Genomic DNA, 17,001 nt, shown 5'->3' with positions numbered 1-17,001 from the left:
GGGCTTTAATTATGTAGCGCTAATCCAAAGATTAACTATGTAAACTCAGCTCTATTATGCTGTGCTACCGGCAACAGCTTCATCTGTATGCATTATTTCGCTTTCAGCCTTCGCAGCTTCAGCCTCTTCCTCTGATATTTTAGGAGAGAACAAGCCTGTAGCGGCATAAAACAAACCGATGACAGGGGATAACCAGCAGGCAAAAGCCAATGGGATGTAAAGTAGGTTTTCCATGTTGCCATCACTAATACCTAAACCAAGTGCTGTGATAACAAAAGCGCCACCGGCATTCCAAGGAATCAATGGCGAAATCAAAGTACCACCTTCTTCAACAGCTCTTGATAAGTTGAGTTTAGAGTAGCCTTGTTTAACGTAGGCAGGTGCAAACATACGGCCAGGAAGTGCAATAGAGAGGTACGGGTCGCCTGCGATTAAATTCGTTGCTACTGCTGAACCCGTTGCAGCGGCTTGTAAGCCAAAAAAGCCATTCACTCGACGTACAATTGCATCAATAATAGCACCCAGACAGCCAGTGCGTTCTAACGCCCCACCAAATCCCAAAGCGATCATGACAAGAGTAATTACCCATGTCATAGACTGAATACCACCACGGTTAAGAAGGCTGTCAATTTCGCTAACGCCTGTATCAATTTTGTAACCCGATTGCATAAAACCAAATACTTCATGCAAAGAAGCACCTTGGACAAACATCGCCATTAGTGTACCGATCAGTACCCCAGCAAAAAGAGACGGCAATGCAGGCATCTTTTTCAAGGCTAATATAATAACAAGCAAAGGAGGCAGTAATAACGTCCACGATAATGTGAAGTTCTGATCTAATCCGTTAGTGATCGCATTAATTTTAGAAAAGTCTACGCTACCCGTGCCAATCATATTAAAGCCAACAAACAAGTATATCGCTAAGGCAATTAACATTGCTGGAACAGTTGTAGGCATCATATTACGAATATGATCAAACAGATTAACACCTGTTACTGCTGGTGCTAAATTAGTTGTATCAGAAAGAGGTGATATTTTATCACCAAAGAACGCACCAGAAACGACTGCACCAGCGGTCCAATATACTGGGATATCAAAACCAGCACCGATACCCATTAGTGCTAAACCAACAGTACCTACCGTACCCCAAGATGTACCTAGCGAAACGGATACAACTGAACACAACAGCATCGCCGCACCGAGAAAATACTCTGGTGAAAGCACTTTTAAACCGTAGTAAATCATGACTGGAACCGTGCCGCTGGCAATCCAGACACCCACAATCATCCCAACAGTCATTAAGATAGCAATCGATGGCAGACCAACGCGCACCACTTGCATCACTCCACCTTCAATGTCATCCCATGTATAACCACGCATCCAAGCGAGTACTGCGGTAATCGCAAGACCTATCGCCAAAGGTACGTGAGGAGTGAAGTCATCAAAGTAAAAAAGTTGTATCCCGAGCACCGCAAGGGTGAGCACAATAGGCAATATTGCCATGCCAAAACTTGGCTGTAAGTTTTTTTTATTAGTCATGTGTTTTTCCTATCCGGTTACCTTGTTTATTTTTGTAATTGGTTTGAACGAAAACTGTATAAATATATTTTTCCTATCAATTATTTAATTTAATAGATAATAATTTAGATACATCATTAATAATCTCCTGCTACTTTTATACAGATAAAAAAACCAACTTAAAACACAGGAAAAAACCGAAAATATTGTAGAAATTTTTATTTATGAGGGCATATGTAAATGAAACATTACATTCAGAAAAAACATCACTGTAGAATTAATAACTATCAATAAAAATCAAAAACACCAAGTAAATAAGAGGAAACAATTTTTAGAAAAACATTAATGAACAATTACATCTATTTACATTTTTTTACACCACGATCTTTCTATATAATTTCTAAATTCTAAAATTATGGAAAATCTGTTATAAACATTACCCACAGTCGATTAATCAGTAGCCGCCTGTATAAGAAAAAAGTGTAGACGTAGGTATAGCTTATGACCGGCAGCAAAGAGAAACGCAGCTTTAGTGCAAAAATGAAAGATGCTAACAGTGCTTTTTTGCCCTCAGAAGGTACTCAAGCTGAACCAACGCACGTCGGTTTCATTCTGCAAAAACATTTCTCAATGATGGCCTTCACAGCGGCGGTTGACGCGATAGTCACAGCAAACCTTGTCAATACTAGCCCACTGTTTACCTATGAGACACTTGCTATAGAGAACTCCCCTATTATGAGTGATCTAGGCATAGAGATTTCTGCCGACTCTATCATTAATGAAGCTTCGCCCTTACAGCCAAACATCCCTAAAATACTCATTATTTGTGGAGGCTTTCGCTGCTCAACCGAGGCACACCCCCCCCTTAGCATGCTACTTAAAACAGCAGCCACACAAGGCGTTATCATGGGAGGTATATGGAATGGAGCTATTGCGTTGGCACATGCTGGGCTATTAGACAAACAAAGCTGTGCCGTTCATCCAGATAACCACGCATTTATGCGAGAGCGCTTTCCTCAAGTGACTACATCAAACCAAGTATTTGTTAGCGACAATAACCGCCTCAGTTGTGCAGGTCCAGTTAGTGCTTTAGATATGATGCTTTACCTGATTGGAGAAACACATGGAAAAACGATTGTTAGAGCCATAAAAGAGATTCTCAGCTGCGATCAGATATCAGAAAGCAGCGATATACGCCTCAATCAAATTATTGATGATCCCTGCCTACCTGAAAAACTGCGTGACTTAATGGCATTAATGGCGGCCAATATTGAAGAACCCATTAGCGCCGAAGAGCTCAGTGAATTTGTGGGTATATCCAGGCGCCAGACGGAACGCTTATTTCAGCATCATTTAGAGACATCTCCTAGCCGCTATTATTTAGAGCTAAGAATTACTCATGCTCGCCGTTTACTGCTACAAACGAATGATTCAATTACTAATATAGCGTTAGCCAGTGGTTTTGTTAGTAGCAGCCATTTTAGTAATTGCTACAAAGACTATTTTGGCGTCTCTCCAAAGCTTGCCCGAGAAAGCCGCTAAACAGCACAGGCCTAGCAAGCCAGGCTAGAACATAGCAAAACGCTACTCGTTCTAGCCTAGTGTTAACTGCAGTCGCTAGTAATACTAGTTACCAAAGACAACAGTACGGCTACCGCTTAGGAAAACACGTTTTTCAATGTGATAACGCACGGCATTAAACAGGGTTATGCGCTCTACATCTTGGCCTTTAGATATTAAATCTTCAGGATAATACGCATGATCGACTGACTGAATACCTTGAGCAATAATAGGCCCTTCATCCAAATCATTATTCACATAGTGAGCAGTCGCCCCTACCATTTTAACACCTTTCTCCCACGCCTGATGATAAGGACGCGCGCCTTTAAAACCGGGTAACAAAGAGTGATGAATATTGATCGCCCAGCCATCCAAATGCGTACATAGATCAGGAGATAACACTTGCATATAGCGAGCAAGCACAACTAATTCTGTATCGTACTCTTTTAGCAGTTTCATAATCTCAGCTTCTTGCTGAGGCTTCGTTTCTTTGCTAATTGGCAAGTGGTAATAAGGAATGTCATGCCATTTTGCTAAATGTTCAAGATCTGGATGATTAGAGATAATCACCGGTATTTCAATGTTCAACTGGCCAGTGCGATGGCGATAAAGCAGATCATTTAAGCAATGATCATATTTAGACACCAAGATCGCTACCCGTGGGCGGTGCTCAGGTTCAGTCAACTCCCACTGCATCTCAAACTCAGCCGCTCTAACAGAGAACTCTTCGTTAAACTGGACTTCGTTAAAATTGTCAGTGTTAGGCTGAAACTCAATTCGAATAAAAAACCGATTGGATTCTCGGTCATCAAAAGAATGAATCTCGTCAATATAGTTTCCAGACTCCGCCATAAAACGTGTTACTACATCCACCGTGCCTAATAAACTTGGGCAGTTCGCTGTAAAAATCCAAGGCTTGTTTTTTTGTTCATAAAAACCTCATGTCAGCAATATTTCGCATAGAAATACTGCCTCACGACGAATCATTCGTCGTGAGGTCACATTATTAAGAGTTTAGGACTAATAGCTCAGGGCTAATGCTCCAGACTGAAAATTCAGGCTTTTACTACAAGACCAAATTCACGGCTAGTTTCTTGAAGCCAAAGCCAGATGTAGTCTGAGAAACTACGTCGAATAACGAGTTCAAAGCTCTGCTCTCCTGTACGACGAATGATAGCCGAGCTCTTAGCAAACACCGTTGAGACAACTTTACCCACTGGAAACAATTTAGGATGCAGATCAATCGATGTACATCTTTTCAAAAGCTCAACAACATCAGGCCCAGACAGTTCCAACACAGTAGAACCGCCACTGCTGTTAACCAATGAATAGTGGCCACCCATCTCATCTCTAAACTTTGACTCAACATCAAACGCTTCAAGCCCCGGTACCAAGATCAACCATTCATCTGGAGACATCCAACGTACAGAGTAGCTAGCATTCTCGACTGAAGTCAGTGGCTGCAGTGGCAAAGCTACACCCAACACACGCTCTGCAGCGGCTAGTTGTTCATCATTCTCTGGGTTAAGACGCAGAGTAAGGTGTCCCAAAAGCTTATGTTCACGCAGGTGGATACCGCCTTGTTTTGGGCCTACTTTTGCCAGCGAATCTAAATCCGCATGATGCAACGGAGACTGTCCCTGTATTTCAGATCCAGGAATCTGGTCCATTACAGCAGCTTTAGTCGCTGCCATTTCTGCTGCTGTCATCACATTCAAATCAGACATTTTGACGTTCCCCTTTCGGATCCAGGAAGATTGGGCTACAGATTTCAGCTTCAATCACAGTACCGTCAACGAGTGGGTAATACACAGTCTCACCCATCTTATCTAAACCGCCTTTTATGAAGCCCATCGCGATAGAGTGGCCTAAATTAGCACTCCAATAGCTAGAGGTAACATGACCTACCATTGTCATAGGAATAGGTTCATTAGGATCCAGTACTGCTTGTGCGCCTTCAGGAATGACCATTTTTGGATCTTTAGTTTTCAGACCCACCATCTGTTTACGGTTCTCACGTACACAATCCTCTCGGTTCATGCCGCGTTTGCCCACATAACTAAATGGTTTTTTATTAGCCACACACCAACCCATGCCTAAATCGAACGGATGAACTGACCCATCGGTGTCTTGGCCTGCAATAATGAAACCTTTTTCAGCACGTAAAATATGCATGGTTTCTGTTCCGTACGGCGTCAAATTGTACTTAGCACCCGCTTCGAACAATTTCTCCCATACATGCATACCGTAGTTAGCCTGAACGTTAATCTCAAACGTTAGCTCACCGGTAAACGAGATACGGAAGACACGTGCAGGCACGCCTGCTACTTTAATCTGCTTCCAATCCATGAATGCGAAGTTATCGTTACTCAGATCATAATCGGTCAGCTCTGCTAACAACTTACGGCTGTTAGGGCCAGAAATAGTCAGTGTCGACCAATGATCTGTCACGGTATTAAAATAGACTTCCAACTCAGGCCATTCAGTCTGATGATACAGCTCAAGCCATTCCAGAACTCGTGCCGCACCGCCAGTCGTTGTGGTCATCAAAAAATGGTTATCGCCTAAACAAGCCGAAACACCATCATCGAAAACCATACCGTCTTCACCGCACATCAGGCCGTAACGACACTTACCTACTGCTAATTTAGCCCAAGCGTTACTGTAGATTCGACCGAGGAATTCACGGGCATCTTTTCCTTGAATATCGATCTTACCCAACGTAGAGGCATCCAGAATACCTACACTGTCACGTACCGCCAGACACTCACGATCAAGAGACTGCTGCATGCTTTCGCCTGTTTGAGGGAAGTACCATGGTCGTTTCCATTGGCCAACATCCTCAAACTTAGCACCACGTTCTACGTGCCACATCTGCATCGCTGAGTAACGTTTAGGGTCAAATAGCGCACCGCAATTACGGCCTGCGATAGCACCAAACGTAATCGGCGTATAGTTAGGACGGAAAATAGTCGTTCCCGTTTCAGGGATCGTCTTATTTAACGCTTTCGCCGCGACCGCCATACCGTTGATATTACCCAACTTACCTTGGTCAGTACCAAAGCCCATCGCGGTATAACGCTTAACATGCTCGATAGACTCGAAGCCTTCACGACATGCCAATTCAATTCCTGCTGCGGTTACATCGGTCTGATAATCGACAAACTGCTTCGGCGCCTGGGAAGTAGGTTTTATGTGTGGAATATGGAAAAGAGTCATTGGAGCTCCCTCTTTCACGTCCTCTGCTTGAGGTAACATCACTTCAGCAGCGTTAAGACCTACTTCAGCAATGGCTTTCAGACCTGCATCCAAACCTTCAGACAATACTGAGTTTGTATTGTAGCTACCGTTAATACCACCCGCAGTTAGCTGCTTCTGAACTGTTGGTCCTGGAACGAAACCAACAATCTTATCATTCCAAATAGGACGACTACCCGTATGGCTAGACAAGTGGATAACCGGGCTCCAACCACCCGACGTTGCAACGGTATCGGTACCTAGTTTAGTCACAGAGCCACTGACTTTATTACCATCAGCACTGATAGGTGCGACAGAAACACCTGAAACACGCTTTGCACCTTGCACATCAATTACGGCAGAACCTGTTATGACATTGATACCGCGTTGACGAGCTGCATCAATACGCTCACCTTCAGGGTTAGCACGTGTATCAACGACTGCAACTACCTTACGCCCAGCATCATGCCAGTCCAACGCTGACTGATAGCCATAATCGTTAGTCGTCGTGACCACCAGCTCATTACCAGGAACAACGCCATAACGATTGATATACGTAGAAACAGCACCGCTTACCATACAACCCGGCACATCGTTGTTCGAATAAACTAATGGGCGCTCATGCGCACCCGTCGCCAGTACAACCCATTTAGCGCGTACTTTATGTAGGCGTTGACGAGCCTGATTTACCGGTGCAATATCGCTCAGATGGTCAGTGCAACGCTCATGGATCGTCACAAAGTTATGGTCGTGGTAGCCGTTGACTGTAGAGCGCGGTAGTAACATGACGTCATCATAGCTACGTAGCTCTTCAGTCACTGCACTTACCCACTCAGAAGCAGGCTTGCCATCTAGCTTCTCTGTAGTGCTGAGTAAGCTTCCACCAAATTCATTTTGTTCGTCCGCCAAAATAACACGTGCGCCACTGCGAGCAGCCGCTAATGCCGCTGCTAAACCAGCAGGGCCAGCACCAACAATCATTACGTCACAGTGTTGATTAATGTGGTCGTAAAAGTCTGGGTCATTCTCAAGAGGTGAGCGCCCCATACCTGCCGCTTTTCGAATCAAAGACTCATAGGTATTCCACAAAGATTCTGGGAACATAAACGTCTTGTAGTAAAAACCTGGAGGCATCATTTTGCCGCCAACTTTACCTAAGACCGACATTACATCCGTATCAACGTTTGGCCAGCCGTTCGTCGATTGGCTTACCAGTCCATTGAACAACTCTTGCTGTGTAGCACGTACGTTAGGTACTTGAGTCGCTTCAGTAGCACCCAGCTGTAAGATTGCATTTGGCTCTTCAGCACCAGCGGCCACAATACCGCGTGGACGGCTGTATTTAAAACTACGGCTAACGACATTAACACCGTTGGCCAACATAGCAGATGCCAGAGTGTCGCCCTGAAAACCTTTGTACTGCTTACCGTTGTAAGTAAAGGTTAATGGCTTAGAGCGGTCTATGCGACCCCCACTCTGGAGGCGGTTTTGCTGTGTCATAATTCCGCTCCTGTTACTCAGCGACTACAGATGGCTGTTCGCCAATCTTGTAGACTTCTTTAATTTCGTAGCTCTGGGTATCACGCGTTATATTGAAAAATTTGCGACAACCGGCGGCATGAACCCACAATTCATGATGAATACCACGTGGGTTTTTACGGAAAAACATATACTCGCCCCACTCTTTATCAGAGCAAGCTTCTGGGTCCAGTGGTCTAGCGATATGTGCCTGACCTGCTGCGTGAAATTCTTCTTCTTCACGATATTCCGCACAATGCGGGCAATAGATATGAAACATGTTAATCAGCCCCTGTTAGTGTGCTACGCCCGCAGCGCCGTGCTCATCGATCAGCGCGCCGTCATGGAATCGGAACATAGAGAATGGTTCAGCCAACGGATGCATTTCACCTGTTGCCAACGATGCAGCAAAAACGTTACCCGCGCCTGGTGTTGCTTTAAAACCACCCGTACCCCAACCGCAGTTGAAGAACAAATTCTTAACCGGTGTTTTACTGATAATAGGGCACGCATCTGGACAAGTATCAACAATACCTCCCCACTGACGGTTCATACGTACGCGGCTGAAAATTGGGAATAGCTCCACAATAGCCTGCACGGTATGTTCGATTGTTGGGTAAGAACCACGTTGACCATACCCTGTGTAGCCATCAATACCCGCACCGATGACAAGGTCACCTTTGTCTGATTGGCTCACATAACCATGTACGTGATTGGACATTACAACCGTATCTAGAATCGGTTTGATTGGCTCAGAGACTAGCGCCTGTAGAGGATGAGACTCTAGTGGCAGTTCAAAACCGGCTTTCTTCGCTAGAACACTGGAGTTACCTGCAACAACACAACCCACACGGCCCGCTTTAATGTCACCGTAACGGTTTGTTTTAACACCGGTAATCGTGCCATCTTCAATAATCAGATCAGTCACTTCAGTTTCTTGAATCAAATCAACACCGAAGGAATCTGCGCCACGGGCAAAGCCCCAAGCAACCGCGTCATGACGTGCAACACCACCGCGTGGCTGCCAAGAAGCACCCATAATTGGATAGCGCGTATTTTCAGAGCAGTCCATGTGCGGAACGATCTCTTTGATCTGCTGTGGATCAAGTACTTCACCGTCAATACCGTTCAAGCGGTTAGCATTAACCCGTCGCTCGATATCGCGCATATCTTGTAATGTATGCCCTAGGTTTAACACACCGCGTTGAGAGAACATTACGTTGTAGTTAAGGTCTTGAGATAGACCTTCCCACAATTTCATGGCGTGTTCATATAGGTGAGCCGATTCATCCCAGAGGTAGTTAGAACGTACAATCGTGGTGTTACGTGCCGTATTACCACCGCCCAAATAACCTTTTTCGATCACAGCAACATTCGTAATACCGTGCTCTTTAGCTAGATAATAAGCCGTTGCTAAACCGTGACCACCGCCACCAATAATGACAACATCATATTCTTTCTTTGGCGTAGGATTACGCCAAGTACGCTGCCAATTCTCATGGTGCGTGAGACTGTGCTTGAGCAGTCCAAAACCTGAATAACGCTGCATATCATCAGCTCCTGTTGTTAAGCGGCAACCGGTACATTTTTAAAGGCCGGCTGCCTGTATATTCAGTAAAAATTAGCGATATATAAAACGGCTTACTTATAAACTGGGTAGTCCGCACATAGCGCTTTAACCTGCTCTTTTACTTCAGCAATTTTGGCATCAAGTGCTTCAGGCTCATTCAGTACATCCAATAGATCAGCAATCCAACCCGCTAGCGTACGACACTGCGCTTCTTTAAAGCCACGCGTTGTGACGACAGGAGAACCAATACGCAGGCCTGATGTTACGAACGGAGACTGAGGATCTCCTGGTACTGCATTTTTGTTAACAGTGATATTGGCAAGACCTAGCGCTGCATCAGCTGCTTTTCCGGTTAGGCCCTGCTTAATAAGGCTTAGTAGGAATAGATGGTTTTCAGTACCACCAGAAACAATTTCGAAACCACGCTCAATTAGCACTTCTGCCATCGCATTGGCGTTCTTAATGACTTGCGCCTGATACTCTTTAAACTCCGGCTCCAATGCTTCTTTAAACGCTACCGCTTTAGCCGCAATAACGTGCATGAGCGGGCCGCCTTGGCCGCCAGGGAATACTGCAGAGTTCAGTTTCTTCTCTAATTCGTTATCACGAGAGAGGATCAAACCACCACGAGGGCCACGAAGCGTTTTATGCGTAGTGGTTGTTGCTACATCAGCGAAAGGTACTGGGTTTGGATATAAACCCGCAGCAACTAAACCGGCAACGTGTGCCATATCAACAAACAGGTAAGCGCCCACTTTATCAGCGATCTCACGGAAGCGCGCCCAATCAACAATGCGTGAATAAGCAGAGAAACCAGCAACAATCATTTTTGGTTTATGCTCTACTGCCAAGCGCTCTACTTCTTCGTAATCGATCTCGCCCGTCGCTTCGTTCAGACCGTACTGAACAGCGTTGTAAATCTTGCCCGAGAAATTCACGTGAGAACCGTGAGTCAGGTGGCCACCATGTGCCAGACTCATACCCAAGATAGTGTCACCTGGTGCACAAAGAGCCATATAAACGGCTGCGTTTGCCTGCGAACCAGAATGCGGCTGAACATTAGCATACGTTGCACCGAACAACTCTTTAGCACGATCCAAAGCCAGTTGCTCTACAACGTCAACATATTCACAGCCGCCGTAGTAACGCTTTTCAGGGTAACCTTCTGCATATTTGTTAGTAAGTACAGAGCCTTGCATCTGCATTACACGAGGGCTTGTATAGTTCTCAGACGCTATTAGTTCGATATGCTCTTCTTGACGCACTTCTTCTTTACCTACAGCAGCCCACAATACCTCATCGTATCCCTGAACCTGGTCATTTTTGCTAAACATTCATGCCTCCACACCCAGCCAGCAAGGCGAGTATTCGATCAATTTCTAATTATTTTTCCTGCTTTCAAGTGCTTATCTATTATCAAAGCAAAACAAACAGCGTAGGTGGGAACTGCTACCTCGCATCACACTGAAGTGACATAGCTAAGTACACTTAATAGATGTCACACAACTCCCATGCCAGCAATGGTATCGGGAAACATCTGAACTACTATGCTTAGATGCGCCTTGAGGGTGTCAATTTACGACAGTGACCTGTACTTAAAGATACACTATGAACAACACAGGGCTCCTCATACCGATAGCGATTTCCAAGTTGATTTGGTAACCTGCACGACTGGTTTGAAGCGTGTAATTAACCACCTAAGCACGTCTGATCTAATGAATTTTATGTGCAACCTAGCTGCTGCTTCAAAAGAGCAGTTTATTGCCAAATTGAACATCACTAATACAGAATTATAATGAGTAAAAAAACTAAGACCCCAAAAGCAGCCAAGCCTGAACATACACCCATGATGCAGCAGTATTTTAAGATCAAGGCAGAGCATCCTGACGAGCTTGTTTTTTACCGTATGGGCGATTTTTACGAACTATTTTATGATGATGCTAAGCGTGCTGCCGCTTTGCTCAATATATCTCTGACCGCACGTGGAAAGTCTGGTGGCAATCCTATTCCGATGGCGGGTCTGCCTTATCATGCAGCTGAAGGCTATATTGCCAAAATTGTTAGGGCTGGCGAATCTGTCGTTATTTGTGAACAATTTGGCGACCCAGCAGCGAGCAAAGGTCCAATGGAGCGAAAGGTTGCCCGTATTGTCACTCCAGGCACCTTAAGTGATGAAGCCTTCTTAGATGAATCCCGCGATAATATCTTACTGGCTATTTACTCTTCACAGTCTCGCTATGGTGTTTCTTTAGTCGATATCAGTACTGGCCGCTTTAGCTTGATGGAGCTTGATGATGGCGAATCATTATTGGCCGAACTAGAACGGCTAAAACCTGCAGAAGTGCTATTTAACGACGACAGCAATCTTGATCTACTCCTTAAAGGACGAAAGGGTATTCGCCCTCAAGCACCCTGGAACTTTGAGCCAGAAACATCACAACGCTTATTATGTCAGCAATTTAACACCCAAGACCTTGAAGGTTTTGGCTGTGCTGAAATGCACATTGCTATCGGTGCCGCGGGCTGTCTCTTACAATATGCTAAAGATACACAGCGCTCATCGTTACCGCATATTCGCCGCTTACAGATAGAGCAACGCTCAGACACGGTTATTTTAGATGCAGCCACTCGCCGCAACCTAGAAATTGATCAAAACCTAGCAGGTGGACGTGAAAACACACTGCTAAGCGTCTTGGATAATACTGCTACGCCTATGGGTAGTCGCTTGTTACGTCGCTGGTTAAACCAACCTCTACGGGATAAAAACGTACTACTAGAGCGTCAACATTCAATCCAATGGCTACAACAGGATTATCGTTACGAACCTTTAGCTGAAACACTTAAAGGTATTGGGGATATAGAACGTATTTTATCCCGTGTAGGCCTAGGTTCTGCCCGCCCCAGAGATCTGGAGCGCTTAAGGGATGCGTTACAAAGACTTCCTGAGCTGCAAAGTTTTATCGCTGATGAAAACCGAGCTGAGCATATCAATAATTTAGCAACTGCTATCAGTGAGTTTCCCAAACAAGCTGACCTGTTACAAAAAGCGATCTTAGATAATCCCCCTGTTGTTATTCGTGACGGCGGCGTTATTGCCGAAGGTTATGATGATGAACTGGATGAGCTACGTAATATCAGTGAAAATGCTGGCGACTATCTGATAAAGCTTGAGCAACAAGAGCGTGAACGTACAGGTATCGCTACTCTCAAAGTGGGCTATAACCGCGTACATGGCTACTTTATTGAAATCAGCAAAGGCCAATCAGATGGGGCCCCTGCCGATTATATACGTCGACAGACATTAAAAAATGCAGAGCGTTTTATCACGCCAGAACTAAAAGGCTTTGAAGACAAAGCCCTTAGTGCCAAAAGCCGAGCCTTAGCGCGAGAAAAAGCGCTCTATGAAGCACTGGTAATGACTCTTGCGGAGCAACTCCCAGCCCTGCAAGACTGTGCTCAAGCATTAGCAGAACTAGACACCCTCAATAACCTTACAGAGCGTGCCGACACGCTTAACTTTAGTGCTCCACACCTTCATGATACGCCGCAGCTCAATATTGTCGCAGGGCGCCATCCTGTCGTTGAATCAGTACTGGACTCTCCTTTTGTCGCCAATCAGTTATCACTTGATCCCGAGCGTCGCATGCTGATTATTACCGGTCCAAACATGGGTGGTAAATCTACCTTTATGCGCCAAGCAGCACTCATTAGCTTGTTGGCCCACATCGGCAGTTACGTGCCAGCAGAACATGTTGATATAGGTATTATGGATCGCATTTTTACGCGAATGGGCTCTTCCGATGACTTAGCAGGCGGGCGCTCTACCTTCATGGTAGAAATGACAGAAACTGCCAATATTTTGCACAACGCAACGCAAAGCAGTCTCGTGTTAATGGATGAAGTGGGTAGAGGCACGAGTACATTTGATGGCTTGTCGCTAGCATGGTCAGCGGCTGAGTTTCTTGCACAACATATTAAAGCGTTCACCTTGTTTGCTACACATTACTTTGAACTAACCGCTCTGCCTGACCAGCAAGAAGGCGTGTTCAATGTCCATCTAACCGCTCTTGAGCATCAAGACACCATTGTCTTTATGCATGAAGTCCAGGACGGACCAGCAAGCCAAAGCTATGGCTTACAAGTGGCACAACTTGCCGGCGTTCCGTCACATGTTATCGATCAAGCTAAACAAAAGCTGTTTCAACTAGAAACAGATAGCGTTGTATCTAATAGCCGCATAGCACCGCCACCACCCGTACAAGATGATATGTTTAATTCAACAACTCATCCTGTTGTTGAACAGTTAAAAACTGTCGATCTAGATGATCTGTCTCCACGCCAAGCACAAGAGCTGCTATATTCATTAAAAAACAAACTCTAATGGCAACTGAGCGTGGAGGTATAAGATGACCTACGTGGTAACGCAAAACTGTATACGTTGCAAATACACGGACTGTGTTGAAGTTTGCCCGGTAGACTGTTTTTACGAGGGAGAAAACTTCTTGGTCATCCATCCGGATGAGTGTATTGACTGCGGTTTATGCGAACCTGAATGTCCAGCAGAAGCTATTTTTTTAGATGATGACGTCACTGAAGATCAGCAGATCTTTATAGAAATCAATGCACAACTATCAGAAAAGTGGCCCAATATTACGGAACGTATTGAGCCACTAGAAGATGCTGAGGAATGGAAAGACAAGCCAAACAAACTTGCCCTTCTGATCAAGTAATAACGAAGCCTATGCCAGCAAGTCTTCGCTGGTAAGGCCGTTTTTCTCAACGATCTCACGTAATTTACGTAATGCTTCTACCTGAATCTGTCTAACACGCTCACGTGTCAAACCTATTTCAGTACCCACCTCTTCCAACGTGCTCATTTCATAATTACGCAAGCCAAAACGCCTTGATAGCACTTCGGCATGCTTGTCAGGAAGCATATCTAACCATTTATCGAGGTTACCACTGATATTGGTGTTCTGAAGCAAGACTTCAGGGTCGGAAGTCTCTGTATCTGCAATGGTCTCAATAGCTGATTTATCTGAGTCGCCCATTGGAATATCAATAGAGGCTACTCGTTCATTCAACTTCAAAACTTTCTGTACTTTATCAACTGGCTTGCTAACTAACTCAGCTATTTCTTCTGCGGTCGGCTCATGATCAAGCTTTTGAGAAAGCTCTCGGGCTGCACGCAGGTAAACATTAAGCTCTTTAACCACATGAATTGGTAATCGAATAGTCCGCGTCTGATTCATGATGGCGCGCTCAATCGTTTGACGGATCCACCAGGTTGCATACGTTGAAAATCTAAAACCACGCTCAGGATCAAATTTTTCTACCGCACGAATCAATCCAAGGTTACCTTCTTCGATCAAGTCAAGCAGCGTCAAACCACGGTTGATATAACGACGTGAGATTTTCACCACTAGACGAAGGTTACTCTCAATCATTCGTTTGCGTGCTTTAATGTCGCCTTTAAGCGCTAATCTAGAAAAATACACTTCTTCTTCAGCGCTGAGTAACGGTGAAAAGCCTATTTCATTAAGATACAACTGTGTAGCATCTAAAGACTTAGCATTGATTAAGTCTTTATGTGCCATACTACCTCGCCCCCGCCCGCTATTCAGGAACTCAGGCTCTTCAGCTTCAGTTGTAAGCTCATTGCTGTCTTTCGATTCGAGTAACAGCTCTTCACTTTCCAGCTCATTTTTATCGAGACTCGTCATCACTGTCATCACCTATCCATCACTATCAAATTATTATCGCCTACCTTTTTGGTAGATACCGTAGCGGGTTTACTGGTTTTCCATCCTTGCGAATTTCAAAATGCAGCATGGTTCGTGTGGCGCCACTATTACCTATTTCGGCAACTTTCGCTCCAACATTAACATTTTCGTTCTCTTTTACTAAAATTAAGCTGTTATGGGCATATGCACTTAGGTATTCTTGGTTATGATTAATGATTATCAGGTTGCCATAGCCTAATAAACCACTCCCTGCATATACCACTTTGCCTGTGGCTGCAGCATATACAGGCTCGCCTCGTGAGCCAGCCAAGTTAATACCTTTATTCACATTCCCTTTAGCAGAATAACCACTAATCACCTTACCCCTTGTCGGCCAGCGCCACCTTACCTTGTGTGATTTGTTAGATAACGCAACACTTCTTACTGGAGCTTTAGAAGGTGGCGGTTTCACTTTTACAGCTTTAGAGGAAGAAGTTTGAGACGGGGAAGCTTTTGCAACCACAACTTTATTACTTAAGGGCTTTTTATCAGCAGTTGATGTTTTTGAACTAGCACGAGAGTTGCTAGCAACTTTCATACTAGTGCTTGTCGTTTTTAAACGTAATTTTTGACCTGAATTAATACGGTAATCACGACCAATACCATTAATACGGGCTAATTGTCGATAATCCAAACCATAGCGCCAAGCAATTGAATATAGAGTATCGCCACTTTTAACACGATAACTCGCTGGTGCTTTCTGACGTCTGGATGATTTTACAACTTCTACTTTATTGTTATGCGCGACAGAGCGCTCACTCACCGGAGCATATCCCGATGAGCAGCCCTCCAGCATCAGCAGCAAGCCGGCTAGAAACAGTGCATGTATATTATTTATTATTTTACTCTGTTTGATATACACAACTTATCGATTAGTTGATTGGCCTCGTTCCATCCACAATACAATTACCATCCCCAGCACCAATAATATAATTGATACCATCAAAAAAGAGTCTTGTCCGCTGAGTGCTTCATAGTTAAAAGGTGAAACATTATCTTGAGCTAAAGGTACCTGCTTACCATGACTATTCAATGTATAAGCGGTTGTATACTTCCATGGCCAAACTTTATTAAGAGAGCCTAATAAAAAGCCAGACATCACCGCTAACGTTTGCATTTTATAAGCGGTAAATAGCCAGTTAAGCAATCTTGAGAAGCTAAGTAATCCAGCGGCGCACCCTGTCGCAAACAGTCCGATGATGCTCAGGTCAAGATCTTTGACAGCTTGCAAGATAGGACTATACATCCCTAAGAGCAGCAATATAAATGACCCGGAAATCCCAGGTAGAATCATTGCACAAATAGCAACGCTGCCTGATAAAAATACCGTTAGCATAGACACTTCAATTTCGGTTGGGGTTAAGCTTGTTATTAGATAGGCTATAGCAGCGCCCGATAAAAACAACAGCGAAAAGCTAGAATCCCAGTGCGTCACATGACGGGAAATCACCCATGTAGATGCTAAAATCAGCCCAAAAAAGAACGACCACAGCATAACGGGATATGTTGCCAGCATGAAAAGCACTATATGCGCTAATGTCGCCAGGCTAAGCCCTATACCAAGTAATAGGGCTAACAGGAAACTTCCATTAACATGCCGCCACGTTGCTTGAGGCCCTTGCGAAAACAACAACTTAAGCGCTTCTAGATCAAACCGCCTGATGCTCCCTATTAACTCTTCATAAATGCCTGTGATAAAAGCAATAGTGCCTCCAGATACTCCTGGCACAGCATCCGCTGCCCCCATCAAAATACCCTTACAGGTTAATACCACATAATCTTTTAGTCGGCGAGACTGGCCCACAATATCTATCT

General features: G+C 44.6%; 13 protein-coding genes. 3 read left to right on the top strand and 10 right to left on the bottom strand.

Going from position 1 to position 17,001, the window contains the following annotated elements:
- Window positions 1-54: 54 nt before the first annotated feature.
- On the bottom strand, window positions 55-1,539 hold the full coding sequence (gene nhaC, locus NEJAP_RS03090; protein ID WP_236591043.1) for a Na+/H+ antiporter NhaC: 1,485 nt from the start codon (window positions 1,537-1,539) through the stop codon (window positions 55-57).
- A gap of 480 nt (window positions 1,540-2,019) precedes the next feature.
- On the opposite strand from nhaC, the gene NEJAP_RS03085 reads away from it, so the two are divergent.
- The gene (locus tag NEJAP_RS03085) at window positions 2,020-3,060 is read left to right on the top strand and encodes a GlxA family transcriptional regulator (protein WP_201349247.1); all 1,041 of its coding nucleotides are present in this window, start codon (window positions 2,020-2,022) and stop codon (window positions 3,058-3,060) included.
- 84 nt (window positions 3,061-3,144) lie between these two features.
- On the opposite strand, the gene purU is transcribed toward NEJAP_RS03085, so the two are convergent.
- From purU to glyA, 6 genes are all read right to left on the bottom strand, one after another.
- A complete protein-coding gene (purU, locus tag NEJAP_RS03080; RefSeq protein ID WP_201350444.1) occupies window positions 3,145-3,987 on the bottom strand; it encodes a formyltetrahydrofolate deformylase in 843 nt (280 codons plus the stop codon).
- Between the two features lie 146 nt (window positions 3,988-4,133).
- A complete protein-coding gene (locus tag NEJAP_RS03075) occupies window positions 4,134-4,805 on the bottom strand; it encodes a sarcosine oxidase subunit gamma (protein WP_201349246.1) in 672 nt (223 codons plus the stop codon).
- Window positions 4,798-7,815: a sarcosine oxidase subunit alpha gene (locus NEJAP_RS03070; RefSeq protein ID WP_201349245.1), complete on the bottom strand. Its 3,018-nt coding sequence runs from the start codon at window positions 7,813-7,815 to the stop codon at window positions 4,798-4,800. Before NEJAP_RS03070 ends, NEJAP_RS03075 begins: the two co-directional genes overlap by 8 nt.
- Window positions 7,816-7,828: 13 nt before the next feature.
- Window positions 7,829-8,113: a sarcosine oxidase subunit delta gene (locus tag NEJAP_RS03065; RefSeq protein ID WP_201349244.1), complete on the bottom strand. Its 285-nt coding sequence runs from the start codon at window positions 8,111-8,113 to the stop codon at window positions 7,829-7,831.
- 15 nt (window positions 8,114-8,128) lie between these two features.
- Window positions 8,129-9,382, bottom strand: a complete 1,254-nt coding sequence (locus tag NEJAP_RS03060) for a sarcosine oxidase subunit beta family protein (RefSeq protein ID WP_201349243.1) — start codon at window positions 9,380-9,382, stop codon at window positions 8,129-8,131.
- 92 nt (window positions 9,383-9,474) lie between these two features.
- Window positions 9,475-10,737 carry a serine hydroxymethyltransferase gene (glyA, locus tag NEJAP_RS03055; protein ID WP_201349242.1) on the bottom strand — a complete coding sequence of 421 codons (1,263 nt, stop codon included), beginning with the start codon at window positions 10,735-10,737 and terminating at the stop codon, window positions 9,475-9,477.
- Window positions 10,738-11,198: 461 nt separating this feature from the next.
- Here glyA and mutS point away from each other — a divergent pair, with 461 nt between their 5' ends.
- Together mutS and fdxA are read left to right on the top strand one after the other, a co-directional pair.
- Entirely contained in the window at window positions 11,199-13,784 is a 2,586-nt protein-coding gene (mutS, locus tag NEJAP_RS03050) for a DNA mismatch repair protein MutS (protein ID WP_201349241.1), read from the top strand.
- A gap of 25 nt (window positions 13,785-13,809) precedes the next feature.
- Window positions 13,810-14,133 (top strand): ferredoxin FdxA, encoded by a 324-nt coding sequence (gene fdxA / locus NEJAP_RS03045; RefSeq protein ID WP_201349240.1) that lies wholly within the window; start codon window positions 13,810-13,812, stop codon window positions 14,131-14,133.
- Window positions 14,134-14,142: 9 nt separating this feature from the next.
- Here fdxA and rpoS read toward each other — a convergent pair whose 3' ends face one another.
- The 3 genes from rpoS to NEJAP_RS03030 form a co-directional block, all read right to left on the bottom strand.
- On the bottom strand, window positions 14,143-15,126 hold the full coding sequence (rpoS, locus tag NEJAP_RS03040) for an RNA polymerase sigma factor RpoS (protein WP_201350443.1): 984 nt from the start codon (window positions 15,124-15,126) through the stop codon (window positions 14,143-14,145).
- Between the two features lie 40 nt (window positions 15,127-15,166).
- Window positions 15,167-15,949: a peptidoglycan DD-metalloendopeptidase family protein gene (locus NEJAP_RS03035; RefSeq protein ID WP_201349239.1), complete on the bottom strand. Its 783-nt coding sequence runs from the start codon at window positions 15,947-15,949 to the stop codon at window positions 15,167-15,169.
- A 102-nt stretch (window positions 15,950-16,051) separates the two neighbouring features.
- Window positions 16,052-16,990 (bottom strand): DUF368 domain-containing protein, encoded by a 939-nt coding sequence (locus tag NEJAP_RS03030; RefSeq protein WP_236591041.1) that lies wholly within the window; start codon window positions 16,988-16,990, stop codon window positions 16,052-16,054.
- Between the last annotated feature and the right edge of the window lie 11 nt (window positions 16,991-17,001).

It is taken from the genome of Neptunomonas japonica JAMM 1380, from assembly GCF_016592555.1.
In the GTDB taxonomy this organism is placed as follows: domain Bacteria; phylum Pseudomonadota; class Gammaproteobacteria; order Pseudomonadales; family Balneatricaceae; genus Neptunomonas; species Neptunomonas japonica_A.
This window is presented reverse-complemented; position numbering and strand designations above follow the sequence as displayed.

Bases quoted from the DNA above. Each gene is read 5' to 3' on its own strand.
- nhaC (WP_236591043.1), bottom strand. From the start codon at position 1,539: ATGACTAATAAAAAAAACTTACAGCCAAGTTTTGGCATGGCAATATTG.
- NEJAP_RS03085 (WP_201349247.1), top strand. From the start codon at position 2,020: ATGACCGGCAGCAAAGAGAAACGCAGCTTTAGTGCAAAAATGAAAGAT.
- NEJAP_RS03075 (WP_201349246.1), bottom strand. From the start codon at position 4,805: ATGTCTGATTTGAATGTGATGACAGCAGCAGAAATGGCAGCGACTAAA.
- NEJAP_RS03070 (WP_201349245.1), bottom strand. From the start codon at position 7,815: ATGACACAGCAAAACCGCCTCCAGAGTGGGGGTCGCATAGACCGCTCT.
- NEJAP_RS03065 (WP_201349244.1), bottom strand. From the start codon at position 8,113: ATGTTTCATATCTATTGCCCGCATTGTGCGGAATATCGTGAAGAAGAA.
- NEJAP_RS03060 (WP_201349243.1), bottom strand. From the start codon at position 9,382: ATGCAGCGTTATTCAGGTTTTGGACTGCTCAAGCACAGTCTCACGCAC.
- glyA (WP_201349242.1), bottom strand. From the start codon at position 10,737: ATGTTTAGCAAAAATGACCAGGTTCAGGGATACGATGAGGTATTGTGG.
- mutS (WP_201349241.1), top strand. From the start codon at position 11,199: ATGAGTAAAAAAACTAAGACCCCAAAAGCAGCCAAGCCTGAACATACA.
- fdxA (WP_201349240.1), top strand. From the start codon at position 13,810: ATGACCTACGTGGTAACGCAAAACTGTATACGTTGCAAATACACGGAC.
- rpoS (WP_201350443.1), bottom strand. From the start codon at position 15,126: ATGACGAGTCTCGATAAAAATGAGCTGGAAAGTGAAGAGCTGTTACTC.